A 24379-nucleotide genomic window follows, 5' to 3' on the forward strand; every position below is an offset into this window, starting at 1 on the left:
TCCAAGCGGCCTCTTTCCCACGAACATGTCCGGAATGTAGAGGCTCCGGCCTTGAAGTCCAATCGCCCGCTGATAACATTTATTGCGATGCACACGGATATTGTCGATCTGCGCCAGTTCTATCACTCCGAGCTCGGCCGCCTTGCCGAGCACTCGATTGCCGTGGCGCTGTCGTCGCTTTGGGTGCGCCTGCCGCAGGAGCGGCTCGTCGGCATCGGCTATGCCGTTCCCTTCCTCGACCGGTTCAGCGCCGATACCGAGCGCACCTTCGCCTTCATGCCAGCCGGGCAGGGCGCCGTGAACTGGCCGGTGGGGTCGTTGTCGTCGACAGCACTGATCTTCGACGAAGAACTGCCGCTTCCCGATTCGTCCATTGATCGTGTGCTGATGGTCCATTCGCTGGAATTCGCCGAAAGCCCGCGGGAGACCTTGAAGGAGCTCTGGCGCGTGCTTGCGCCCGGCGGACGCCTCGTCATCGTGGTGCCGAACCGGCGCGGCGTCTGGGCGCGCATGGAACATACGCCTTTCGGCTCCGGGCGCCCCTATTCGCGGGGTCAACTCACGCATCTGCTGCGCGAGACGAATTTCACGCCCGGCGCGACCGCCGAGGCGCTGTTCTTCCCGCCGTCGAAGCTTCGCACGGTTCTCAGCCTTCGCCGCGCCTTCGAACGCATTGGCCGCACACTCTGGCCGGCCTTTTCAGGCGTCATCATCGTCGAGGCACAGAAGCGGCTCTATCAGGGCCTGCCGGTAGCCGCACGGGCTTCGCGCCGCGTCTTCGTGCCGGTTCTTGCGCCGCATGGTGTTCCGACGACACGCAGCCGTTAAGTCTCACTCGACAAAGGCCGCTTTCCGCTTTATTGCCACAGGGCAATTTCCGGCCGGAATTTCCGGCGTTTTTTCAAGGTCGATCCCATGAGCGTTGAGATGAGCAAGCCTGTTCCGCGTCCCGGTATCCTCGATATTGCAGCCTATGTGCCGGGCAAGGAACATGCACCGGGCGTCGCCCGCGTCTACAAGCTCTCCTCCAACGAAACGCCGCTTGGTGCGAGCCCGAAGGCCATAGAAGCCTTCCGTTCGGCCGCCGGCCATCTCGAGCGCTATCCGGACGGGCAGGCGATCGAATTGCGCGAGGCGATCGCTGCGGTTCATGGCCTGAATCCGGCTAACATCATGTGTGGCAACGGCTCGGACGAACTGCTCGGCTTGCTCTGCCACGTTTATCTCAGCCCCGGTGACGAAGGCATCATCACCGAGCACGGCTTCCTCGTTTACAAGATTCAGATCATGGGCGCGGGCGCAGCGCCTGTCGTGGTGAAGGAAACGGATCATACCGTCGATGTCGACGCGATCCTTGCCGCCGTGACAGACAAGACGAAGATCGTCTTCATCGCCAATCCTGGCAATCCAACCGGTACCTATATCCCGGTCAGCGAAGTCCGCCGCCTGCAGGCCGGTCTGCCGAAGCATGTCGTCCTGGTGCTCGATGCGGCCTATGCCGAATATGTCCGGCGCAATGACTATGAATCCGGCATCGAGGTCGTCTCCTCGAACGCGAACGTCGTCATGACCCGCACCTTCTCGAAGGTCTATGGGCTTGCCGCGCTCCGCGTCGGCTGGATGTATGCGCCTGCCGAGATCATCGATGCGCTGAACCGCGTGCGCGGCCCGTTCAACATGAATACGCCGGCGATCGCGGCCGGCGCCGCGGCGATCCGCGATCAGGCCTTCGTTCAAGAGGCGACCTCCTTCAACCAAATGTGGATCGAGAAGGTTACCGGAGCGCTCGAAACGATCGGTCTCAAGGTTACGCCGTCGGTGACCAATTTCGTCCTCATCCATTTTCCGGATGTCGACGGCAAGCGCGCTGCCGATGCCGACGATTTTCTGACGAGCCGTGGCTATATCCTGCGGGCGGTTCGCAGCTACGGCTTCCCCAATTCACTCCGCATGAGCATTGGCCCCGAAGAAGCCAATCGCGGCGTCATCGAAGCGCTCGGCGAATTCATGGGACGCCCGGCATGACAGCGCAGTTTGATCGCATCGCGCTGATCGGCATCGGGCTGATCGGCTCCTCGATCGCCCACGACATCAAGCGACTGGGGCTCGCCAACGAAGTCGTCGTGGCAACGCGCAGTGCCGAAACGCTGAAGCGTGCCGAGGAATTGCAGCTCGGCAGCCGTTATACGACTTCGTCGGCCGAGGCCGCCGAGAATGCCGATCTCGTCATCGTGTCCGTGCCGGTCGGCGCCTCGGAAAGTGTTGCCAAGGAAATCGCAGGAAGCGTGAAGCCGGGGGCGATCGTCACCGACGTCGGATCCACCAAGGCGTCGGTCATCGCGCAGATGCAGCCGCATATGCCACCGCATGTGCACTTCATCCCCGGCCATCCGCTGGCCGGTACGGAAAAATCCGGTCCCGACGCCGGCTTCCCAGGCCTTTTCGAAGGCCGCTGGTGCATCTTCACGCCGATTGCAGGCACGGATGAGGGTGCGCTCAAGAAGCTTCGTAAATTCTGGGAAAGCCTTGGTTCCAAGGTCGATGAGATGGACGCCGACCACCACGACAAGGTGCTCGCCATCGTCTCGCACCTGCCGCACATCATTGCCTACAATATTGTCGGCACGGCCGACGATCTGGAAACCGTGACGGAATCGGAAGTCATCAAATACTCCGCCTCCGGCTTTCGCGACTTTACGCGCCTTGCGGCCTCCGATCCGACGATGTGGCGCGACGTCTGCCTGCACAACAAGGATGCGATCCTTGAAATGCTGGCGCGCTTTTCGGAAGATCTTGCCTATCTGCAGCGCGCGATCCGCTGGGGCGAGGGCGACAAGCTTTTCGAGCTCTTCAGCCGCACTCGCGCAATCCGCCGCTCGATCGTCCAGGCGGGACAGGATGTGGACACGCCAGACTTTGGCCGCCCACATGCGCAGGACACGAAGACGAACTGAGCCTCAGATCGGCGGAATCGTGCCGAGCGGGATGAAGCCGCCTACGGTGGCATTGCCGTGCTGGACGACGAGGTCGACCGAAACCCTGTCGCCGCCGACCGCGAGCGCCTTTAGAAGCTTGGCGGCGGTATCGACGGTCTTGGCGATTTCCGGGAGGGCCTGTTTCAGGCTGTCGCGCCAAGGGCCGAGTTGCTCGATCTCCAGCTTGAACTTTCCGGACAAAAAGCCTTGCTCATCGAAGGAGAAGGGGCCCGTCAAACTCATCACCTTGCCGTCGCCGATATCGGCCACGGCCTTGCGCAGCTCTCCGCTTGCCCCATAAAGCCCTTGCTGATCGCTTCCGTCGATCATTCCGCCTTTGCCTGCAAGGGTGATATCGGCGCTCGCCGAGAATTTCGGGAAGACCTGCGGCCAGTCCTTGATGACGGCATTTGCATCCTGGAGTGAGAAGGCACCGTCGAGATCGCCTGCATTCTGGCGGAGGTGGACTTCCGTGCGTCCTGCATCGACATTGACCGTTTGCCCGGTATAGGAGGAAACAGCGGTCGCCTTCAGGCCGTCGATGATCATGGAGGTGCGATCGATCCCCTTCAGCCTCGTCACCAGGCTGGATTGCAGGTTTGCCCACTGCGCCGAGATCGAAAGGCCGTTTGCCGTGCGGATTTCAGCCGGCGAATCGAGTTCCCAGACGATATGGCCCGGCGCGTAAACCTGGGCTGCGGAACGAAGTTCGCCAAAGGAAGCGGAGACGCCGTTCGTGTTGTCATCCATACCCACTTTCGAGCAATAGAGGCCAATGCGGAACGGATAGCCGCGAAAGTCGATATCGGCGCATTCGCCGCTGACGCCCGCCGTGCTGCGCGGGCGCAATAACCTTGAGCACGGTCTCCTTGAGGTGGGCGGCTGCGTAAAACCAGCCGCCGGTATAGACCGCGATCACCAGAACGATGCCCAAGCCGAGCAACCAGAATTTTCTTCCGCTGCCGGATTGGCTTGACGCTGCCATGATGGTTCTCCAATGGTGAATCGCGAATGGGAATTTCGGTCTGGCCTGCGATATGGACGAATTTTGGGTATTTGGCTACGGATCGCTGATGTGGAATCCGGGCTTCGAGTTTCTTGAGCGCTCTCAGGCTCTCGTTTACGGCTACCGGCGATCACTATGCGTCCATTCCTGGGTTCACCGCGGCACGCAGCAAAACCCGGGTCTCGTGCTAGGCCTCGATCGCGGCGGCTCCTGCCGCGGCATAGCGTTTCGCGTGGCCTTGGAAAGGCGCGACGAGGTGATGGACTATCTGCGCGCCCGCGAGCTCGTCACCAACGTCTATCTCGAGCGGCATGTGCCGCTATCGCTTCCCGGCCGACGCAACATCAAGGCAATTGCCTACATCGTTGATCGCGACCACGCCCAATATGCCGGCGCACTCGATGCCTCTGTAGCTGCGCGCACGGTGCACGCGGCAAAGGGTCAGTCAGGTTCGAACGACGCCTATGTTTTCAATACGCTCTCGCATCTTAAGGAGATGGGCATTCGCGACCACTGGCTAGAACGGGTCGCCGGCGAGGTCGAGCGGCTGCGGGCCGCTTAGGCAGAAGCGGCCGTTGCCTTCCGCAATTGCGCCAGTCTCTCTACGGCGGTCGGCGGCAGTGGCAAGTGCGGATTGCGCGCCACCGTATCGACCAGCAGTTCGTCGCTCGCCTTCTCGGTCACATCGATTAGATGCTCGAAGAACGCATCCGGATCCATGCCCGGCGGAATGGCAGGCAGGATGCGAACCTTGAAATGGCCGGGACGGCGCACGGCGCTGCGGCGCGGCCAGAAAAGGCCGGGATGCATGGCCACCGGCACGACCGGAATGCCGAGATCCCGATACATGCGGGCAATGCCGTATTTGTAGAGCGGTTCTGCGCCCGGAGGCCGGCGCGTGCCTTCCGGATAGATGATCAGCTGACGGCCTGTCGCAAGCTCTGCCTTTGTGCGCTTCAGCACCTCGACCATGACCTTGCCGCGTGCGCCGCGATCGACCGGGATCATGCGCTGTTTTTTCGCATACCAGCCGAAAAGCGGGATCCACATCAATTCGCGCTTGAGGATGTAAACCGGGTCCTTCAACCAGGGCAGCAGTGCATAGGTGTCCCAGAAGGACTGGTGCTTAGGGGCGAGGATGTAGCTGCCGTCCGGCAGGTTCTCTATGCCATCGATCTCGAAGGTCGTCCCGATGATCTTTTCCATCAGCCAATGGTTCGAAAGCGCCCAGTTCTTGGGGATCGCATAGGCGGTCTTGCGGGGCACGACGAAATAATAGGGCGAAAGCACGATCATCCGGATGATGAGGTTGGCGTAGAAGAGCGTGTTGAAGAGAACGGAACGCAGGGCGATCATGAAATTTTCCAAAGCCAGTATCCGCGCAAACGGCGGGCTGGCCCTGCCTACACGATAATGGCTCTCATAAAAAGCGCTCGATGGAAATCAGCTCGGACCGGTGATGCTTGCCGAGCGAAGGCCCGGATGGCGCCCGAAGCCGGTGATGTTGCGCGCGCCTGCCAGAAGCACCTTGGCATATTCGGCGAGCATGACGCGAAGCGCATTTGGATCGGTGAACCAGGCCCTGGTCTTCAGGTCGGAATTGACGACCGGGTAGGGGATGAACTGCGTATCGGCATCGACGTAGGCGAGTTCGGCGAGACTGCGTGGCATGTGGTAGTTGTTGGTGACGACCAGAACGCTCTTGTAGCCTTTCGCATGGATCCAGTTTGCGGCTTCCTGCGCATTGCCGATCGTGTCGATTGCGTCATAGCCGATGTCGACGCAGCAATCGAAAAGATCAGCAGACGCCGATGTGGTTTTGCGTATCTGCCCCGGCGTTGTCGACGGATGAACGCCCGATATGAGCAGCCGCTTGCCCGCACCTTTCTCCAGCAGTTCGACGGCCTGATCGATGCGCTGATAGCCGCCTGTCAAAACGACGATGGCATCGGCCTTCGGTTCGGCCGGAGGTTTCAAGGTGGTGACGGAATCGGCGAACCGCAGGAAGCCGACGAAAAGCAGCGCGGTCGCCAGGACGAAGGCGAATCCGCCCCATCGCAACATCCGGCGTAGGGGACCACGACGCAAGGTTTCGACACCGTAGCTGGCTAGCGCCGGGTCGGGACGAATCGGAGTGCGTCTAGTATGGCCCATGGTCATAAATCGTGAATATATGCAGATTGCGGCAGGGAACAGACACTTTCGTGGCAAAAAGACTGAGCCGTTCAATTCGCGATGCCATCGCTTCGGGTCGGGTCGGAGCGCAGCGTATCGATTTCATAGATCGTGCGCATCACGGTGAGCCGCGCTGTGAGCGTCGTCAGCAATGCAATGACGATCATCGTCGCAAAAATGCCGAGGTAGCCAAGGGCTCCGACCGAGAAGGTGCCGAAGAGAGCCGTGGCTTGATCGGTCTGCGGCGTCGCAATCGTACGGCTCTGCAGGAAGCCTGCCGCTAAGAAAAAGAGAGCTGCCAAAGCGCTGCCGATTGCCGATCCCTTGAGACTGATCTTCAGGAAATGCTTCTGGAATTCAGTCGCGACGAAGGAACTTTCGGCGCCCACGAAATGCAAGACCTCGACGATATGGCGGTTGCCGGAAAGCGCGCCACGTGTCGCAAAGACGACCGTCAGCACCATGGCGATGAAGACGAGCAGCAGCACGCCGGTGCCGAGCATCACCGTTGTATGCGCCATTGAAACGAGGCGATCGACCCATGTGCGGTGATCGTCCAGCGACGCCTGAGGGATGCTCTCCTTCAAAAGTGAGCGCATCGCGTCAAAATCGGGGGGGTTCGTCTCGTCAATGGTTATAATCACGAGGCGGGGGACGGGAAGCTCCTTGATGTCTAGGCCGCTGCCGAGCCATGGCTCCAGCAGACGGGCCGTTGCCGCCTCATCGACGATCTGGCCGCTTTTGGTGCCGACAAAGGTCATGGCGATATCGCGTGCCTGCGTCAGCGCCTTTTCCATATCGAGGCCGTCGTCCGGCTTGATCTGGATGGTGATCTCGCGGGAAATCTGGCTCTCCCAGCTGGCCGCTGTCGAACGCACCATGCTGACGCCGCCAAGCGTCAGGCAGGCGAGGAAGGCCATGATGGCGATGACCACCGTCAGCGCGTTGCCCTGGATATTCGAGGGCGGAAGGATCGGCGCCGTTGGCCGCACGCGCATCTCCGCCCGCTTCTGCTGTGCTTGGGCGGCGCTTTGCGCGCGGTTCTTTGATGCGGGCTCAATCATAGACGTCAAGATGCCCTTCCGAAAGGATCATGCGGCGGGCTTCCACCTGGTCCATCAATGTCAGATCGTGAGTTGCGATCACGACAGCTGTACCAAGGCGGTTGAGTTCGAGAAAGAGGTTCAACAGGCGGCGTGCCATCGGCGGATCGACGTTGCCGGTCGGCTCGTCGGCAAGCAGAACCTCGGGCCGGTCGATCAGCGCGCGGGCGATCGCCGCGCGCTGTTTCTCGCCGCCGGAAAGCACCGGCGGAAGCACATTGATACGCTCGCCGAGCCCCACCCATTTCAGCAGTTCGAGCACGTCTGTCTTGTAAGAGCTCTCGTCCTTGCCGCGTACACGAAGCGGCAGTGCGACATTCTCATAGGTCGTGAGATGATCGAGCAGGCGGAAATCCTGGAAGACGATACCCACGCGGCGGCGAAGCAGCGGCAGCTCCGGCCGCGGGATGTCGGAAATGTCGCGTCCGAACATGCGGATCAAGCCGCGCGTCGGCTGCAGCGACATAAAAAGCAGGCGCAGAAGCGTCGTCTTGCCGGCGCCAGAGGGGCCGGTCAGGAACTGAAAGGACTTTTTCGGAATATCGAAGGTGAGGTCCCGGAGAATCTCCGGGCCCATGCCGTAACGCAAACCGACATTCTCGAAATGGATCAACGGGCAGCCCAGTCTTTCATGGTTTCACGCCATCGACTTGTTAACCAACACCGTTAACAATCAGTGAATTTCGTCGGAAAGATGCCTGTTTGAAGGCAAGCTTAGCGAAGCATTAACCATTAAAATTTACGACTGGGCAGGATTCGTTTCAATGCCGGATTTTAACCGTGCACTGAAACCATGTGGAGATGGGAGAGACCGTCAACATGGAAGCATCCGCCTTCAGGCGCCGCGCGCCGAGCAACGCCTACGATTTCTTGCCGCCGGAGCCTGCCGCGCGTCAGCCCCGCTATCCTGGCCGTCCGACTGATGTCGCCGATGCCGAATTCGTCGTTATCGGCAACCGGAGCCAAGGCTTCAACGCCAAAAGTTTCAATGACAATCGTAAGCGCGCCGCTGCCGCTGCCAAGTTACCTGCGACGCCTGCGGCTTTCTCGAAGGCGACTATGTTTCTCGCGATCGCAGAAGAATGGCTGCAGCAGGCGTCGCTCAAGAGCTTTATAGCCCTGGTCTTCATGCTTTTCGTTCTCGTTTTCGGCCTGACGGGCGGTTTCTCCGGCCTGGCGGGGAGCGATACTGCTGCCTTGACCTCGCCGCTTCACTTCACGCATGTCACGGTGGCGCCGCGCGAGGCAAATGGTATGCGCATCCTGGTTATCAACGGCATCATCGAAAACGGCAGTGGTACCACACAGACCGTGCGGCCGATCCGCGCCGATCTGATGAGCGGCGAGCGGCTGGTGACCAGCATGGTCATCAATCCGCCAGCAGACGTCATCTATGGTGGCGAGAGCCGCGGCTTTTCGGCACGCGTGCAGCACTCTGGCGGAAAAATGCCGGAAGTCCGGCTTTCGTTCATGCCTTAGGGTGTTTCTGGCCTTCTAATGTGCTAACGGCTTACCCTTCGTTTCATGGAGCTAGCCGTATGCCTGTCGTGCGCGGAAAAATTATCGAACCGCTTTTCACTGCTGAGCAGATTGCCGAACGCAATCACGCGATGGCAAAGCACATTGCTGCGGGTCCGACAAAGGACCTGCTCGTCATTGCCGTGTTAAAGGGGTCGTTCATTTTCGCCGCAGACCTCATCCGCGCGCTACACGACAGCGGGCTTGCGCCTGAAGTCGAATTCATCACGCTTTCCAGCTACGGCACGGGAACGGTTTCTCAGGGCGTCCGCATCGTCAAGGATATCGACAGCGACGTGAAAGATCGCGACGTGTTGCTGATCGACGACATCCTCGAATCCGGCCGCACGCTGCTTTTCGCCAAGGAACTGCTCTACGAACGCGGCGCGCGCAACGTCAGCATCGCCGTGCTGCTCGACAAGAGCGTCAAGCGCAAAGAAAAGCTCGAGGCAGACTATGTCGGCTTCGAATGCCCGGATTATTTCGTCGTCGGCTACGGCATGGACGTCGCCTATGCCTTCCGTGAGCTGCCCTACGTCGGCGTGGTTACCGGCGACGCCTGACCTCATCGAGGATAAGACGGGTTGTTAACCATCCCTTCCATCGCCTTCTTTCGTTTACCGATCGAAAAGGAACGCCGTGCAATTTCCGTTCCGGGGCATGAAGACGGAGCGATGCACATCATGGCAAAAATTCTGATCACGGAAGACGAAGATTCGCTTCGCTCTTTCGTCGCCCGGGCCTTGCGCCTTGACGGTCATGAGACCGACGAAGCCGCCGATGGCGCCGAGGGACTGGAGAAGCTGAAGGACGGGATCTACGATCTACTGCTTTCGGATATCCGCATGCCGGTCATGGACGGCATCGAGCTTGCGCATCAGGCGAAATCCGCCTTTCCGGCGCTCAAAATCCTGCTGATGACGGGCTATGCCGAGCAGCGCGAACGGGCCGATGACCTTGCAGAAAAGATCGTCGACGTCGTGTCGAAGCCGTTTGCACTTCCAGACATCCGAAAAGCGGTTGCCCGGGCGCTGGCTGCGTGAGACGGGTTGGCGGCACCTTCCCCTGCTCCCCATTCCTGTCCTTGTGACAGGAATCCCGCCACGATGCGTCAGCGCCGTGAGCGAATCATCGTTTGAAAGAGAATCGTCTGCACCCAAGGAGTTGGATGGCGCATTGCGATCCAAGTTCAGCTACTGAATATCCAGCAGCCGTTCCAGATAGCGCCGCTCCATCTCCTGCGGCGGGTTGTTGCCGAGCTTCTCGCGGATCGCATCGAGAATTTCGCGTGCGCGCTGCACGTCGATTTCGTCGGGTACCTTCACTTGCTCGCCGAAATCGGGACCCTCTGCGCGACGCGGACGACCGAGCGGATCGCGGCCGTTCTGGTTGCCCTGGCCAACCTGACCTTGTGGCCCTTGGCCTTGCTGGCCCTGTTGCGCCTGCATCATCTGGTTCATCATGTCCCGGGCGCCCTGGCGCAACGCTTCCAGCGCGCGGCCCTGGCCCTGGAGGGCCGGTTCGCCGCGGCCCTGGCCGAGTTCGCGCCCGGCACCTTCCATTTCGCGCTGTGCCTGACCAAAGCCCGGGCCGGGCTTCATACCCATCTCGCCAAGGCCCTTCTGCAGTTCGCCGAGCTGCTTGCCAAGCGCATCCTGCTGTGCTCGGAGCTGTTTCAACGCGTCGCGCAATTGCTCCTCAGTCATCTGCTCCGACGGTGACTGCCCCTGTTCGCCGTTCTGCCCCTGCTGCTGATCCTGCGGCTGGCCATCCTGGCCTGGCATCATCTGGTCAAGCAGCGGATCGTTCATACCCATATTCGGGTCGCCGCGCTGCATACGGTCCTTCAACTGTTGGTCCAGCTTGAAGGTCTGCTCCATCAGCTTCTGCTGGTCGCGGAGGATCTGGCCAAGCTTGTCCATCTGCTGGCGCATCTGGCTGTTGTCGCCCTGCTGTTGCTGGCCCTGTTGCGGCCTGCCTGCCTGCAGGTTGTTCATCATGCGCTGCAATTCTGAAAGCATCTGCTGAGCGGCATCGCGGTTGCCTGAACGGGCCAGATTCTCGATCTGGTCCATCATGCGCTCCAGATCCTGCTGGCGGATGACGTTCTGCGCGTTCTGATTCGGTTGCATCGGCGCATTCTGCATGCGCTGAGCCAGTTCCTTCATGTATTCGTTCATCGCCTTGCGAAGCTCGTCCATGAGCTTCTCGATCTCCGGGTCCGGCGCATTGCGCTGAAGCGCGTCGGCGAGATTCTGCTGGGCGTTGCGCAGGTTGCGTTCCGCAAGCGAAAGGTCGCCGTCCTCCATGCCGATCGCGATATCCCAGAGATAGTCGGCCGTATCCTTCAACTGCTCGTCGCCCTTGGCGAGCTTCATGCGCGTGTGCGCCGATTGCAGCAGCAGATAGTTGGTGAGCCTAGGAATCGTTTCTTCAGGACGGATCGTCAGCGCCTCGTTGAGAGCGATCGCTTCCGGCATCTTGCGGGTATCGAGTGCGAAAACCTGGCGTTCTTCCGCAACGGCTGCGGCCAGCGGTTCGTTGAACGGCCGTGACGGCAGCGTCATTTCATGCGGCGGGCTCCGGCCGGTCTGGCCGGCCGCATCCTTGGCAACCAGCGTAACGCGTACGCGCTTTCCGGCCAGCGGGTGTTCGGTCAGGTTTTTGCTGGTCACGGCCTTGGCATCACGCGCGTTGCGGCGCGGAATGTCGAGCCGGAAATCGGGGAGTGGATAAAGCGGCTTTGCCTCCGGATCGGATTGGGCCGGCAGGATTTCCGCACGCGCTTCCTGCACGCCGTAATCATCCTTTACCGTGAAGCCGATTTCCAGCGCGCCGTTTACGCTGGGTTTGGGCAATCCGTCGAAAGCAATCTCGGGTGCCTTGTCGGGAATGACATTGAAGTTCCACCTGCGGCCATTGACGAGCAGCGCACCGTTTTCCTCAAGCTTCATCGAATGTGTCTGTGCGGCAAGTGCTGGCGTGGCAGGAGTCTGTGGCTTCGCCTGCGGTGCAGCACCAGGCTGCTGATTTGCCTTTGCCTCGGCTGCGATTTCCCGCACCTCGCCGCTCTCTTTCCTGAATACGACCTTTTCGTCCGTCTGCCCGCCGCTGACGCGAACGGTCAGGTTCGAGAACTGCGGAATGTTGATCGCCTGCTCAGTGCCGGTTGCCGTCAGATAGACCGGAGCGCGGCTGGTATAGGAGGGCGGGGTGACCCATGCGTCGATACGCACAGCCGGATTGGTCGCTGCCGGCGCGACGGGTGGCTGCAGCGCGTCGGTGATTGAGCCGCCGTTGGTCGAAAGCGAGTAACCGAAGGCCGTGACGAGAAGGAGGGCCGGGATGGCACGCAGCGCGAAACGGTCGTGGGTTGCGATGTCCGGGCGGGGGAAGCCAGTGTCGAGGGCTGCTATCGTCTTCGCCATCCGCGTCTGATGTTCGCGCCAAAGCGCCTTTGCGAAGGGCGTGTCGAAGGCCGGTTCATCTTCCTGCACCGTCACCGGCTGATGCGGTAGGCCGTTGCGCTCCTCAAGCAGGTGGTCGGCTTCGGCGGTATTGGGCCAGCGGAGATTGCGAAATGGGATGAGCGCGGCGAGGAAGGCGATGGCGAAGGCAATCAGCAGCCCGACACGCATGAAGTCAGGAACGGAGCGGAAGAGGCCGAACCAGGACGCTGCCAGATAGAAGGCAACGACGGAAAGAACCGGGACAAGCGGTGGCAGGACCTGCTCGGATACAAGTACCAGGCGCGCAAAGAACCGCTTTACCGCTACGAGCCTCGCGAGAGAGGGCCGAAGGGCATACGTGCCATGGCTTTGCCTGCGGGGGCTGTTCGTCAATCCGGTCTCCGCCATTTGATGCTGGAGTAATGGAGGGCGCTTCCGGCGCTTGCTAGGCAATATGCTCGCATGGAGAAAAGATAACACTCTTTGTGGCGAAGGCGAGGGCAGGCGGTCGGCAAAGCCGTTTTTTCACCTCTATTCGCCAAAAAGTGATGAGGCTGTCACTCGATCCAGGCAGGTACGGAGTCGAGGCCGATCAGTTCTTCATAGGTTCGGCGAGGCCGAACTACATGGAAATCGGCGCCCTTCACCAGAACTTCTGGCACCAGCAGGCGGCTGTTGTAGGTGCCTGCCTGCACTGCGCCATAGGCGCCGCCGGAACTGACCGCAAAGAGATCGCCCGGCTTCGGCATCGCCATCTCTCGATCGAGCGCCAGATAGTCCCCGGTCTCGCAAACCGGCCCCACGATATCGGCCTTGATGCGCGGAGCATTTGCCGCCGAGATCACGACTGGCCGGATTTCGTGCCAGGCGTCGTAAAGCGTCGGGCGGATCAGGTCGTTCATTGCCGCATCGACAATGACGAAGGTCTTTTCGCCACCGTCCTTTACATAGATAACTTCGGTAACGAGAATGCCGGCGTTGCCGACGATCAGGCGGCCCGGTTCAGTCACGATCTTGCAGTTCAGCCCGCGGAGCTGGTTCTTGACGATGGCCGCGTAGGCATCCGGCAGCGGCGGCGGCTCGTTGTCTTCCTTGTAAGGAATGCCGAGGCCGCCGCCAATATCGACATGGTGGATGTCGTGGCCGTCGGCACGCAGGGTGTCGACCAGTTCGCGCAACAGCTTGAAGGCATCGTCGAAGGGCTGCAGCTCGGTGATCTGGCTGCCGATATGCATGTCGATGCCGGTGACTTCGATACCGGGCAGCTTGGCGGCTTGCGCATAGACGGCGCGAGCGCGTTCCCAGGAAATGCCGAACTTGTTTTCCTTCTTGCCGGTCGAGATCTTCGAATGCGTCTTCGCATCGACGTCCGGATTGATGCGGAAGGAGACCGGCGCCTTCCTGCCGGCCTTGACCGCGCGCTGATTGAGGATTTCGAGTTCCGGTTCGGATTCGACATTGAAGCAGTAGATGCCGGCCTCGAGCGCGAAGTCCATCTCACGGGGCGTCTTGCCGACGCCGGAGAACATGATGCGGCTTGCCGGGATGCCGGCAGCAAGTGCGCGGCGTAATTCGCCTTCGGACACGACGTCGATGCCGGCGCCGAGCTTGCCGAGAGTCTTCAACACAGCCTGGTTCGAATTCGCCTTCATCGCATAGCAGACCATGGAGTCGATATCGCTGAAGGCTTCGGCGAAGACCCGGTAGTGGCGCTCAAGCGTTGCGGTCGAATAGCAATAGAAAGGCGTGCCGACGGCCTTGGCGATCTCCGGAACGGGGACGTTCTCGGCGTAAAGGATGCCGTCGCGATATTCGAAGTGGTTCACGGGACGTGCCTATCAAAGCAAAGGATCGAGAAGGAATGGCCTGTCGACGGCGCCCGGCTGTTTCGTCGGCTTCGATACGTCGCCTTCCTTCGTTGCCATCGCGCTCGGCGGATCGAGATCGCCTTTGCGTCCACATCCGGCAACGGCAAGGCCGATGACGGCAAAGACAACCGTCAGGCGGATGAGGTGCGGCAAGCTGGTCTGCATGGGATTCCTCTTGGAGCGGCGCTGGTGGACATCTTCATAGCGAAGTTTATCCGCCTTGTGCACCCTGATTGTTTTCTCAGTTGCGAGCCCGCCAAAAGGCGATCTGCTTCCTCACTTCGGAGGGTGCCGTGCCGCCGAAACTCTTGCGGCTTGCAACCGAAGCCTCGACAGTCAAGACGTCGTAGACCTTGCCGGTGATTGCCGGGTTGATGGACTGGAGATCGGCAAGCGGCAGTTCGGCGAGGTCGCAGCCCTTGCTTTCGGCAAGCGCCACGGCACGGCCGGTCACATGATGTGCGTCGCGGAACGGAAGTCCCGCCTCGCGCACCAGCCAGTCGGCGAGATCGGTGGCCGTCGAATAGCCGGAACCGGCTGCGGCTTTCATGCGCTGCGTATTGACCGTCATGTCGCGGACCATGCCGGTCATGGCGGCGATCGCAAGTTCCAGGCTCTCGGCCGCGTCGAACACCTGTTCCTTGTCTTCCTGCATGTCCTTGGAATAGGCGAGCGGCAGGCCCTTCATGATCGTCAGCAGCGCAATCAGCGAGCCGTTGATGCGGCCGGTCTTGGCACGCACGAGTTCGGCGGCGTCGGGGTTCTTCTTCTGTGGCATGATCGAGGAGCCGGTCGAAAATGCATCGGAAAGCCGCACGAAACCAAATTGCGGCGTCGACCAGATGACGATCTCTTCGGCCAAGCGTGACAGATGCATGCCGCAGATCGCGGCGATCGACAGGAACTCGATGGCGAAGTCGCGGTCGGAGACGGTATCGATCGAGTTGCGCGTAGGTTCCCGGAAGCCGAGCGCCTTTGCCGTCATGTGGCGGTCGATCGGGTAGCCGGTCCCGGCCAGCGCTGCAGCGCCAATGGGGCTTTCGTCCAGATGCTCGATGGCGTGGCGTACGCGCGAACGGTCGCGGCCGAACATTTCGACATAGGCCATGCAATGGTGGCCGAAGGTGACGGGCTGAGCGGTCTGCAGGTGCGTAAAGCCCGGCATGACGCTTTCGGCATGCTCTTCAGCGCGGTCGAGGAAGGCTGCGATGAGGTTCGTCAGCATCGCTTCAGTCTTCTGCAGCTCTTCCTTCACCCAGAGGCGGAAGTCGAGCGCTACCTGGTCATTGCGTGAACGGGCGGTGTGCAGGCGGCCGGCGGCCTGGCCGATCAGCGCGGCAAGGCGGGCTTCGATATTCATGTGAATATCTTCGAGCTGGCGGGAGAATTCGAAATTGCCGCTTTCGATTTCTGACAGGATCGTGCTTAGTCCGTGAACGATCTTGTCCTTATCGTCCACGGAAATGATGCCCTGATGGGCAAGCATCGTCGCGTGGGCAATCGATCCACGGATGTCCTGGGCAAAGAGCTTCTTGTCGAAACCGATCGAGGCATTTATCTCCTCCATGATCGCGTCGGGGCCGGATGCGAAACGTCCGCCCCACATCTGGTTGGAGGATTTGGTGTCCTTTGTGCCGTCGGCCATGAAAGATGCCTGTCTTAAGGGTGCATGCCCTGGAGAATGAAATGACGACAAGAAAGCTGTTCGGGCTGCCATCCTTGAAATTGATCGCGGTAGCCGCCGTCGCAGGCGTAATTGCCGGTGCGGCAGCGGTTTACATTAAGGAGGCCGGGTATGGCAATGCCGGCGGTGAAACGGCCTCTGCCGAATGCACCGCGGCCAAGGATCTCGTCCAGAAGGTTACGCCGCTCGCCAAAGGCGCGGTGGCGGCGATGGTTGCTGTCAACGCGCCACGAAAGCTCACGTCCGTCGCCTTCAACGGTCCGGACGGCAATCCGGTGACGCTCGAGAATTTCGCGGGCAAGACCGTGCTTCTCAATCTCTGGGCCACATGGTGCGTGCCCTGCCGCGAGGAAATGCCGGCGCTGAACGCGCTGGAGAAGGAGATGGGCAGTGACAAATTCCAGGTCGTCGCGGTCAATATCGACACTGGAGATGAAGAGAAACCGAAGGCTTTCCTAAGCGAAATCGGCGTCGATTCCCTGCAGTTCTATCGCGACAATACGATCGGCGTCTTCAACAGCCTGAAGAAAGAGGGGGTTGCTTTCGGCCTGCCGGTGACGTTGCTCATCGACGACAAAGGGTGCCTGGTTTCGGCGATGAACGGCCCTGCCGCATGGGATAGCGGCGATGCAAAGGCGCTGATCCAGGGTGCAACAGGGTCTTAGCGCTACCGCGTCGGGACGGGCGTGTCGCCGCGATAATCGTAGAAGCCGCGGCCGGACTTGCGGCCGAGCCAGCCGGCTTCGACATACTTTACCAGCAGCGGGCAGGGGCGGTACTTGGAATCGGCTAGGCCGTCGTGCAGCACCTGCATGATCGAGAGGCAGGTGTCGAGGCCGATGAAATCGGCAAGCTGAAGCGGGCCCATCGGGTGGTTGGCGCCGAGCTTCATCGCCGTGTCGATGGCATCGACAGTGCCGACGCCTTCGTAGAGCGTGTAGATCGCCTCATTGATCATCGGCAGCAGGATGCGGTTGACGATGAAGGCCGGAAAATCCTCAGCTACCGTGACGGTCTTTTCCAGCGAGGCGACAAATTCCTTTGCGGTCGAAAACGTAACCTCGTCCGTTGCGATGCCGCGCACCAGTTCCACCAGTTTCATCACCGGGACGGGGTTCATGAAATGAATGCCCATGAAGTGCTCAGGCCGGTCCGTTGCCGATGCCAGGCGGGTAATGGAGAGCGAGGACGTGTTCGTCGCAAGCAGCGCGCCCGGCTTCAGCACTGGACAGACCTGCGCATAGATCTTGCGCTTTACCGCTTCCTCTTCGGTTGCCGCCTCGATAACGAGGTCGGAGGGAGCAAGGTCATTGAGGTTGGCGGAGCCGGAGATGCGGGAAAGAGTTGCTTTGCGCTCCTCATCCGTCATCTTGCCGCTCGTTACCTGCCGGGCAAGGTTGCCATTGATGGTCGCGAGACCGGATTCGATGCGCTCCTGCGTCAGGTCGTAGAGCTGGACCTTATAGCCCGCAGCTGCTGAAACATGGGCGATGCCGCAGCCCATCTGGCCCGCGCCGACAATACCGATCGTTTTCAACACCGCACTCATCTCCAAACCCCCGTGGCAGCCGCCCGCTCCGCCCGTATTTTTCTTCTAATGAAACTGCCGGGCAAAATGATCGCCCGGCAGCAGTAGTAGCCCCATAAGAGATAATTTTCCAGTCATTCGCAAGTGCGAAAAGCTGGCATTCTGCCCGTTTAAAGAGCTTTCTGCAGTTCCGGCAGGGCCTCGAAGAGATCGGCGACGAGGCCGTAGTCTGCGACCTGGAAGATCGGGGCCTCCTCGTCCTTGTTGATGGCGACGATGACCTTCGAGTCCTTCATGCCGGCAAGGTGCTGGATGGCGCCGGAAATGCCGCAGGCGATGTAGAGTTCCGGGGCGACGACCTTGCCGGTCTGGCCAACCTGCCAGTCGTTCGGCGCATAGCCGGCATCGACGGCCGCACGGCTTGCGCCGACGGCGGCTCCCAGCTTGTCGGCGAGCGGCAGGATGACTTGCCTGAACTTCTCGGCCGAGCCGAGTGCGCGGCCGCCGGAGATGATGATCTTTGCCGACGTCAGCTCCGGGCGGTCGGAAGCCGACAGCGCGTCCTTGACGAAGGTCGAAAGACCCGGATCGGAAACGGCCGGGATTGCCTCGACCGGAGCCGAACCGCCGGTCTCGGCAACAGCGAAGGAGGCGGTGCGCACGGTGATGACTTGTCTGGCGTCGGTTGCCTGCACCGTCTGGATGGCGTTGCCGGCATAGATCGGCCGCTTGAAGGTGTCGGGCGCGACGACTTCGATGATTTCCGACACCTGCGCCACGTCGAGAAGGGCTGCAACGCGCGGAGCGACGTTCTTGCCGGTCGAGGTCGCAGCCGCAATGATCGTGTCGTAGCTGCCGGCGAGCGAAACGATCAGGTCGGCCAGCGGCTCGGCCAGATTGTTGGCAAGCGTGTCGCTTTCGGCCAGCAGCACCTTGGAGACGCCGGAAAGCTTGGCAGCGGCATCGGCGGCAGCCTTGGCACCCTTGCCGGCAACCAGCACGGTGACATCGCCGCCGATCTGGCGAGCTGCGGTCAGCGCCTTGGCGGTCTGGTCGGAAAGGCTTGCATTGTCGTGGTCAGCCAGAAGCAGAATGGCCATGGTCGTATTTCCTTTCTCGCCTTAGAGGACGCCGGCTTCGTTCTTGAGTTTCTCGACGAGCTCGGCGACCGACTTGACCTTGACGCCCGCCTTGCGGCCACTTGGCTCTTCGGTCTTCAGCACCTTCAGGCGCGGAGCGGTGGAAACGCCGAAGTCGGAAGGCGCTTGTCTGTCGAGCGGCTTCTTCTTCGCCTTCATGATGTTCGGCAGTGAAGCATAGCGTGGTTCGTTCAAGCGCAGGTCGGTGGTGACGACGGCCGGCAGCTTGATGTCGATCGTCTGCAGGCCGCCATCGACTTCGCGGGTGACGGTCGCTTTACCGTCGGTAATCTCGATCTTCGAGGCGAAGGTTGCCTGGGCAGAGCCCAAGAGCGCGGCGAGCATCTGGCCGGTCTGATTGCTGTCGTCGTCGATCGCCTGCTTGCCGACGATGATCAGACCCGGCTGTTCGGCGTCTGCCACGCCCTTGAGGATCTTGGCAACGGCAAGCGGCTCGAGCGTCTCGTCGGTCTCGACCAGGATGGCGCGATCGGCACCCATGGCGAGCGCCGTCCTCAGCGTCTCTTCGGCCTTGGCCGGACCGATCGACACGACGACCACTTCCGCAGCCTTGCCGGCTTCCTTCAGCCGCAGCGCCTCTTCCACCGAGATCTCGTCGAACGGGTTCATCGACATCTTGACGTTGGCAAGCTCGACGCCCGTGCCATCCGGCTTGACGCGGATCTTCACATTGTAATCAACCACCCGCTTCACGGGGACGAGAATTTTCATGGGGTCCTTCCTTCAACTCTTTCGCCAAGAAAATGCGCGCTTCGGCGTCGCTCCGATTGTCGAATGGCGACATGGATACGCGTTTTTCCTCCAAATACAACGCTTGCCGGTCGCAGACAGACAAATTGCGTCTGCAAATATATGACGTTTACGTTCACGTCAATATTCGAGACGGCGCGATATTTCTTTTCAGTGTCCAGGCGCCCCATCGTCAGCGGCGACGACCGCCCGCCTCACAGCCGGCGTGCTGAAAACGGCGCGGGGCGTGACGATCTCGCGGTCGAACAGCGGCACACCCTTGCGGCGCATGAAGAAGACTAGAACGGCGCCGGCGACGATGCCGCCGGCATGGGCGCCCCAGGAAACATTGCCGTCCGGATCGACAAGCAGCATGAAGAACTGCTGGCCGATCCAAAGCAGCAGCGGCACGAAGGCAGGAAGCGGCAACGGAACGCGGAAGAAGACCAGCACCCAGATTTTCACGCGCGGGTGAAGGACGACATAAGCAGCAACCACCCCTGAGATCGCGCCTGAGGCGCCGACCAGCGGCGCCTGCGATTCCGACACGAGCAGGCCATGGCAAAGCGCGCCGAAGGCGGCGCAAACGAGATAAAAGATCAGGAAGCGGACATGCCCCATGGCATCCTCGACATTATCGCCGAAGACCCAGAGGAAGATCATGTTGGAAACGAGGTGCCAGAAGCCGGCATGCACAAAGGCATGGGTGATGTAGGTCAGCGGCTCCGGAACAATCGCGAGGCCGGGTGCAAGTGTTGCATAGTCAAAGGAGACCGCCGGTATGTAGCCCAGGCCGACTGATGTCGCCTGAGCCGTCTGTTCCGGAGCGAAGAAGCCGGTGAAAAGCCAGACGGCGATATTCATGCCGATCAAGCCCAGCGTCACCCACTGGACCTTGATGTGTTTCAGCGTATTGGCGTCGTGCAGCGGTATGAACATAAAGCCTGCCCCTGGCTATCGTGACCGCGAGAAGCCTATCTGTTTTTTCCAGGAACCCAAAGCACATCCGCGTTGCCGCGGTCATTCGCGTGGCGCGCGGCAACGAAGAGGAAGTCCGAAAGCCGGTTAACATATTTCAGGGCCGCTCCGCTGACGATTTCGCCCTCCGTGCGGGCGAGTTCCACCATCAGCCTTTCTGCGCGGCGCGCGATTGTGCGCGCTAAATGAAGATAGGCAGCTGCCGAATGACCGCCGGGCAGAACGAAGGATTTCAAGGGTTGCAGATCGGCATTCAGTTCATCGATCTCGCTCTCGATCCGCGCCACCTGCGTATCGATGATGCGCAACGGCTCGTGCGCCGGCGGCTTGCCGTCGTCGGGTGTCGCAAGGTCAGCGCCGAGGTCGAAAAGGTCGTTCTGGATCAGCGTCAGCATTCTTTCGAGAACCGGCATGCCCTGCATGTGCAGTCTTGCGACGCCGATTGCGGAGTTGACCTCGTCGATCGTGCCATAGGCTTCCACGCGCAGGTCGTATTTGAGACGGCGCGGTCCGCAAACGAGGGCAGTCGTGCCGTCGTCGCCGGTCTTCGTATAGATCTTGTTGAGTGTTACCATGCCTATCCCCTCTCTTCCCGGCGTTAACTAGGGCGGCCACCGCCTGTCAGCCAGAGCGTCAGCATGATCAGGATCACAGCGATCGCCTGCAGCAATACGCGGAGCTGCATCAGCTTGTTGGAAGTGTTCGCGTCGCCGCCCTTCATCATGTTGAAGAGGCCGCGGACCAACACGATCGCGACGAGGCCCATGATGATGATCGCGAGAATATAAGTGGCCGTGGACATGGAAGTCGGCTTTCTTGATTAATCGGTCCAGCGCATCAGGCGATAAAAAAGGTCCGCCGGAATCAGCCTCTTCAGGAACATGCCCTGTTTTGCCGGTGTCGTTACAGGATAATGTGGCTTCGGATTGTTCGAGTTCAATGCGTGTTTCAACACAGTATAGACGGCGTCGGGTTGAAGCTTATGTCGATTCTTCGGGCCAGTCCCGTCAAGACGCGCGAGCTGTCGGCGGTAATCTGCCGCATGCACGGAATTGCGGATGTCGACATGTTCTTTGAACTTCGCGAGCGCGTTGGCGGTAAAGCGCGAGGCAATCGGACCTGGTTCGATCAGGCACACGTGGATGCCGCTGCCCTGAAGTTCCATGCGCAGCGTGATGCTCAGCCCCTCGAGCGCAAACTTCGAAGCGGTGTAGGCGCCGCGAAAACGATAGGGCACGACGCCGAGAATGGACGAGCATTGTACGATGCGGCCCGAGCCGCGCCTTCGCATCAGCGGCAGTATTTGCCGTGTCAATTCATGCCAGCCGAAGAAATTCGTTTCGAACTGCGCACGCAGCACGTCGGTCGTTAAATCCTCGACCGCGCCGGGCTGGCCGTAGGCGCCGTTGTTGAAAACTGCGTCGATGCGCCCGCCGCTTGCCTCTGCTACATCGCGAACGAAATCAGTGATCGTATCCGACCGCGTATAGTCCATCAGGAAGGCATCGATGCCCTCCTCCTGCAGCGGTCCGAGGTCGGCGTGTTTTCTGACCGTTGCAAAGACGCGCCAGCCGTCGGTCTTCAGGGCTCGTGCGCAATAGGCACCGATGCCGGATGAGCATCCGGTCACGATGATGGTGCGCTGCTCCGCCATGGAATGATTCCTGTACAAATTGGGACTCGTTTCCCATATTCGAACCGACGATACAATGACGAAGCCCGGGGGTGGAATGCCGAAGATAGTGCGTACGCTCTATGATGTGGCATACGACGCGATCTGCCACCTAATCGAGGATGACGGTTTCGCGATGGCGAGCCATGTCGCATTGTCGATCCTGCTGGCGGTTTTTCCTTTTTTGATCTTCGGCACGACGCTCGCAAACTTCCTCGGAGCCGACCAGTTCTCCTCCACGGCCGTTCATCTCATTTTCGATACCTGGCCGGAAGCGATCGCCAAACCTGTGGCCGACCAGGTGCTGCAGGTGCTGACGATTCCGCGCGGCGGACTGCTGACGGTCTCGGTGCTGGCGGCCGCCTATTTCGCCTCGAACGGTGTCGAGGCGCTGCGCATATCGCTCAACCGCGCCTATCGCGTACAGGAGACGAGGCCTTGGTATTTCACGCGCCTGGCCAGCCTCGGTTACGTGCTGATTGCGGTGATCATTTTTGCCGCCATCAGCATCCTGCTCGTCGCCGTGCCGCTCGCTCTCGATTACGCGCGGCAGTGGTTTCCGCTCTTTGCCGATACGCTCGAAATCGTTTTCAGCTGGCGAATCTACGGAACGCTTTTCGTGCTGACGGTCGGTCTGCTCGTCGTTCACCTCTGGCTGCCTGCCGGCCGCAGGCGGGTTTACGACGTTATCCCTGGGGTTTTGCTGACACTGCTTTTCTGGCTCGCGGGCGCGCTGATCTTCGCCTTTTACCTCGCCACCTTCGCGAATTACACAGCGACCTATGCGGGTCTGGCATCGGTGATGGTCGTGCTGATCTTCCTCTACATGGTCGGCGTGATCTTCATCATTGGCGCGGAAATCAATGCGGCACTGATGAAATTTAGGGTGCGCGCCATCTTCGCCCGCAATTTTTTGAGCGGGCAGGGCAGCAAGCTTTCAAAGACCGACAAGATTCCGGATATCGGCCGCCGATAGCCCCTTGCCACGCAAATCCGCAAGCCCGGTATCGCCATCGCTTTTCGAGAGCTTGCGTCCCTTTGCATCCGTCACCAGCCGATGATGGTGGTAGACCGGCTGAGGCAGGTCGAGCAGCACCTGCAGCAGCCGGTGGACCGATGTTGCGTGAAAGAGGTCGAGCCCGCGCACGATATGAGTGACGGCCTGCAGCGCATCGTCGATAACCACCGAAAGGTGGTAGCTTGAGGGGGCATCCGAGCGCGAAAGAACGACGTCCCCCCACACCGATGGATCGGCGGCAATCCCCCCGGTCTCGCCGTCGCCGGTCTCGCTCCAGGATAAAACACGATCGGCACCCTGCAGTGCCCGCCCCATGTCCAGACGCCAAGCGTGTTTCAGGCCTGAAGCAAGCATCTTGCGCCGCTCGCCTTCACTTCGGTCGCGATCGTCGGAAGGATAGTGCGGCGAACCGTCCGGATCGCGCGGCCAGGGGTTGCCGCCGGCTTCGGAAGCGGACACTCTGGCTTTCACCTCGCCGCGCGTCAGAAACGAAGGATAGACCAATCCGCGCTCGATCAGACCATGCAATGCTGTCTGATATTCCGCGAAATGGTCGGATTGTCGCCGGACGGGCTTCTCCCAGTCGATTCCCAGCCATTCGAGATCGGCATAGATGCCTGCTTCGAATTCGGGTGTACAACGTGTCTGGTCGATGTCTTCGATGCGCAGCAGCAGGCGTCCGTCCATTGCTGCGGCCATATCCTGGTTGAGGAAGGCCGAAAGCGCGTGGCCGAGATGCAGCGGGCCGTTGGGACTGGGCGCAAAACGGAAGATGGGCTTTTGACGCTGAGTCGTGGTCATGCTTTCTTCTGCCACGAATTCGAAACCATCGCGAGGCAACGTGCAGATCATTCGAAGCGAAGAGGATATCCGCGAGGGACTGAAGCATTTGTTTCGCCTCGACCCGCGGCTCGCCGATATTGCGAAGGAGGCGGGTCCGATCCCGCTGCGCCTTCACGAGCCGGGTTTTGCTGGCCTTGCCCATATCATTGTTTCGCAGATGGTTTCGCGCGCAAGCGCCGATGCTATTTGGCGGCGCATGTCGCTTGCTGAAGAAGGTGTGCTGACGGCCGAACGCTATGTCGCACTGCGACCGGATGCCTGGCGGGAATTCGGTCTGTCGCGTGCCAAGGCGACGACACTGTCGGGCATCGCCGAAGCAGTCGTATCGGGCCGCCTTGATCTCGCTCTGCTTTCCTCGAGGCCGCCGGTGGAGGCGCTTGCCGAGTTGACGGCGTTGAAGGGCGTTGGTCCGTGGACCGCGGAAGTCTATCTGATGTTTTGCGGCGGGCACGCCGATGTCTTCCCATCAGGAGACGTCGCACTGCAGAACGCCGTCGCTGCTGCCTTTGGTCTCGCACAGCGTCCGCACGCGAAAGTGCTCGCCTCGCTTGCCATGGTCTGGTCGCCCTGGAGATCGGTCGCAGCAAGGCTTTTCTGGGCTTACTATGCTCAGAAACTGGGTCGCGGGTTCCTGCCGGTCGGCTGATGGGCAACGCTCATCGAATTGCCGTTA

The 24379-nt window shown here is 60.5% G+C and carries 26 protein-coding genes and 1 pseudogene; 10 read left to right on the plus strand and 17 right to left on the minus strand.

The features are described from left to right. The first annotated feature begins 51 nt into the window (after nt 1-51). The 3 genes from ACZ9DP_RS15440 (at nt 52) to ACZ9DP_RS15450 (ending at nt 2954) form a co-directional block, all read left to right on the plus strand. Nucleotides 52-828 carry a class I SAM-dependent methyltransferase gene (locus tag ACZ9DP_RS15440; protein ID WP_476202816.1) on the plus strand — a complete coding sequence of 259 codons (777 nt, stop codon included), beginning with the start codon at nt 52-54 and terminating at the stop codon, nt 826-828. A gap of 87 nt (nt 829-915) precedes the next feature. Then, nucleotides 916-2025 (plus strand): histidinol-phosphate transaminase, encoded by a 1110-nt coding sequence (hisC, locus tag ACZ9DP_RS15445; RefSeq protein ID WP_239596673.1) that lies wholly within the window; start codon nt 916-918, stop codon nt 2023-2025. Further along, a complete protein-coding gene (locus tag ACZ9DP_RS15450; RefSeq protein WP_074069847.1) occupies nt 2022-2954 on the plus strand; it encodes a prephenate/arogenate dehydrogenase family protein in 933 nt (310 codons plus the stop codon). Before hisC ends, ACZ9DP_RS15450 begins: the two co-directional genes overlap by 4 nt. 3 nt (nt 2955-2957) lie before the next feature. Here the strand turns inward: ACZ9DP_RS15450 and ACZ9DP_RS15455 are convergent. Beyond that, nucleotides 2958-3960 (minus strand): annotated as a pseudogene (locus ACZ9DP_RS15455) (DUF2125 domain-containing protein). 52 nt (nt 3961-4012) lie between these two features. Here ACZ9DP_RS15455 and ACZ9DP_RS15460 point away from each other — a divergent pair. Then, nucleotides 4013-4543 (plus strand): gamma-glutamylcyclotransferase, encoded by a 531-nt coding sequence (locus ACZ9DP_RS15460; protein ID WP_239596678.1) that lies wholly within the window; start codon nt 4013-4015, stop codon nt 4541-4543. On the opposite strand, the gene ACZ9DP_RS15465 is transcribed toward ACZ9DP_RS15460, so the two are convergent. The 4 genes from ACZ9DP_RS15465 to ftsE form a co-directional block, all read right to left on the minus strand. Beyond that, on the minus strand, nt 4540-5337 hold the full coding sequence (locus ACZ9DP_RS15465) for a lysophospholipid acyltransferase family protein (protein WP_074069844.1): 798 nt from the start codon (nt 5335-5337) through the stop codon (nt 4540-4542). The two genes, ACZ9DP_RS15460 and ACZ9DP_RS15465, sit on opposite strands and share 4 nt — an antisense overlap. Before the next feature lie 87 nt (nt 5338-5424). Next, nucleotides 5425-6141, minus strand: a complete 717-nt coding sequence (locus ACZ9DP_RS15470; protein WP_183930982.1) for a YdcF family protein — start codon at nt 6139-6141, stop codon at nt 5425-5427. Between the two features lie 65 nt (nt 6142-6206). Next, nucleotides 6207-7220, minus strand: a complete 1014-nt coding sequence (locus tag ACZ9DP_RS15475; protein ID WP_022718082.1) for a cell division protein FtsX — start codon at nt 7218-7220, stop codon at nt 6207-6209. Then, on the minus strand, nt 7213-7872 hold the full coding sequence (gene ftsE / locus ACZ9DP_RS15480; RefSeq protein ID WP_022718083.1) for a cell division ATP-binding protein FtsE: 660 nt from the start codon (nt 7870-7872) through the stop codon (nt 7213-7215). Before ftsE ends, ACZ9DP_RS15475 begins: the two co-directional genes overlap by 8 nt. A 206-nt stretch (nt 7873-8078) precedes the next feature. On the opposite strand from ftsE, the gene ACZ9DP_RS15485 reads away from it, so the two are divergent. The 3 genes from ACZ9DP_RS15485 (at nt 8079) to ACZ9DP_RS15495 (ending at nt 9820) form a co-directional block, all read left to right on the plus strand. Then, nucleotides 8079-8738, plus strand: a complete 660-nt coding sequence (locus ACZ9DP_RS15485; RefSeq protein WP_194728331.1) for a hypothetical protein — start codon at nt 8079-8081, stop codon at nt 8736-8738. A gap of 59 nt (nt 8739-8797) precedes the next feature. Then, the gene (hpt, locus tag ACZ9DP_RS15490; protein ID WP_022718085.1) at nt 8798-9340 is read left to right on the plus strand and encodes a hypoxanthine phosphoribosyltransferase; all 543 of its coding nucleotides are present in this window, start codon (nt 8798-8800) and stop codon (nt 9338-9340) included. A gap of 120 nt (nt 9341-9460) precedes the next feature. After that, complete coding sequence (locus ACZ9DP_RS15495) at nt 9461-9820, plus strand: response regulator (RefSeq protein WP_028740102.1); 360 nt, start codon at nt 9461-9463, stop codon at nt 9818-9820. A gap of 150 nt (nt 9821-9970) precedes the next feature. On the opposite strand, the gene ACZ9DP_RS15500 is transcribed toward ACZ9DP_RS15495, so the two are convergent. The 4 genes from ACZ9DP_RS15500 to argH all read right to left on the minus strand — a co-directional run bounded on the left by ACZ9DP_RS15500 (nt 9971) and on the right by argH (nt 15739). Next, entirely contained in the window at nt 9971-12634 is a 2664-nt protein-coding gene (locus ACZ9DP_RS15500; RefSeq protein ID WP_476202817.1) for a TIGR02302 family protein, read from the minus strand. 149 nt (nt 12635-12783) lie between these two features. Beyond that, nucleotides 12784-14052, minus strand: a complete 1269-nt coding sequence (gene lysA, locus ACZ9DP_RS15505; RefSeq protein WP_476202818.1) for a diaminopimelate decarboxylase — start codon at nt 14050-14052, stop codon at nt 12784-12786. A gap of 12 nt (nt 14053-14064) precedes the next feature. Further along, nucleotides 14065-14259, minus strand: a complete 195-nt coding sequence (lptM, locus tag ACZ9DP_RS15510; RefSeq protein ID WP_074070451.1) for an LPS translocon maturation chaperone LptM — start codon at nt 14257-14259, stop codon at nt 14065-14067. 76 nt (nt 14260-14335) lie between these two features. Next, a complete protein-coding gene (gene argH / locus ACZ9DP_RS15515; protein ID WP_074069841.1) occupies nt 14336-15739 on the minus strand; it encodes an argininosuccinate lyase in 1404 nt (467 codons plus the stop codon). A gap of 41 nt (nt 15740-15780) precedes the next feature. Here argH and tlpA point away from each other — a divergent pair, with 41 nt between their 5' ends. Continuing rightward, the gene (gene tlpA / locus ACZ9DP_RS15520; RefSeq protein WP_476202819.1) at nt 15781-16443 is read left to right on the plus strand and encodes a thiol:disulfide interchange protein TlpA; all 663 of its coding nucleotides are present in this window, start codon (nt 15781-15783) and stop codon (nt 16441-16443) included. 2 nt (nt 16444-16445) lie between these two features. On the opposite strand, the gene ACZ9DP_RS15525 is transcribed toward tlpA, so the two are convergent. From ACZ9DP_RS15525 to ACZ9DP_RS15555, 7 genes are all read right to left on the minus strand, one after another. Next, nucleotides 16446-17327, minus strand: a complete 882-nt coding sequence (locus ACZ9DP_RS15525; RefSeq protein ID WP_074069839.1) for a 3-hydroxybutyryl-CoA dehydrogenase — start codon at nt 17325-17327, stop codon at nt 16446-16448. Nucleotides 17328-17476: 149 nt separating this feature from the next. Continuing rightward, a complete protein-coding gene (locus tag ACZ9DP_RS15530; protein WP_476202820.1) occupies nt 17477-18406 on the minus strand; it encodes an electron transfer flavoprotein subunit alpha/FixB family protein in 930 nt (309 codons plus the stop codon). Between the two features lie 21 nt (nt 18407-18427). After that, on the minus strand, nt 18428-19177 hold the full coding sequence (locus tag ACZ9DP_RS15535) for an electron transfer flavoprotein subunit beta/FixA family protein (protein WP_074069837.1): 750 nt from the start codon (nt 19175-19177) through the stop codon (nt 18428-18430). A gap of 189 nt (nt 19178-19366) precedes the next feature. Further along, nucleotides 19367-20134: a rhomboid family intramembrane serine protease gene (locus tag ACZ9DP_RS15540; protein ID WP_074069835.1), complete on the minus strand. Its 768-nt coding sequence runs from the start codon at nt 20132-20134 to the stop codon at nt 19367-19369. 35 nt (nt 20135-20169) lie between these two features. Further along, entirely contained in the window at nt 20170-20748 is a 579-nt protein-coding gene (locus ACZ9DP_RS15545) for a cob(I)yrinic acid a,c-diamide adenosyltransferase (RefSeq protein WP_183930785.1), read from the minus strand. Nucleotides 20749-20771: 23 nt separating this feature from the next. After that, nucleotides 20772-20975, minus strand: coding sequence for a twin transmembrane helix small protein (locus tag ACZ9DP_RS15550; protein ID WP_074069833.1), 204 nt, complete (start codon nt 20973-20975; stop codon nt 20772-20774). An 18-nt stretch (nt 20976-20993) separates the two neighbouring features. Next, on the minus strand, nt 20994-21827 hold the full coding sequence (locus ACZ9DP_RS15555) for an SDR family oxidoreductase (protein WP_476202822.1): 834 nt from the start codon (nt 21825-21827) through the stop codon (nt 20994-20996). A gap of 76 nt (nt 21828-21903) precedes the next feature. On the opposite strand from ACZ9DP_RS15555, the gene ACZ9DP_RS15560 reads away from it, so the two are divergent. After that, nucleotides 21904-22821, plus strand: a complete 918-nt coding sequence (locus ACZ9DP_RS15560; RefSeq protein ID WP_039846275.1) for a YihY/virulence factor BrkB family protein — start codon at nt 21904-21906, stop codon at nt 22819-22821. On the opposite strand, the gene gluQRS is transcribed toward ACZ9DP_RS15560, so the two are convergent. Beyond that, on the minus strand, nt 22783-23664 hold the full coding sequence (gene gluQRS / locus ACZ9DP_RS15565; protein ID WP_476202824.1) for a tRNA glutamyl-Q(34) synthetase GluQRS: 882 nt from the start codon (nt 23662-23664) through the stop codon (nt 22783-22785). The genes ACZ9DP_RS15560 and gluQRS overlap by 39 nt on opposite strands. Here gluQRS and ACZ9DP_RS15570 point away from each other — a divergent pair. Continuing rightward, nucleotides 23663-24352: a DNA-3-methyladenine glycosylase family protein gene (locus ACZ9DP_RS15570; protein ID WP_476202825.1), complete on the plus strand. Its 690-nt coding sequence runs from the start codon at nt 23663-23665 to the stop codon at nt 24350-24352. The two genes, gluQRS and ACZ9DP_RS15570, sit on opposite strands and share 2 nt — an antisense overlap. The last annotated feature ends 27 nt before the right edge of the window (nt 24353-24379 follow it).

This window comes from Rhizobium sp. USDA 4016 (genome assembly GCF_056279705.1).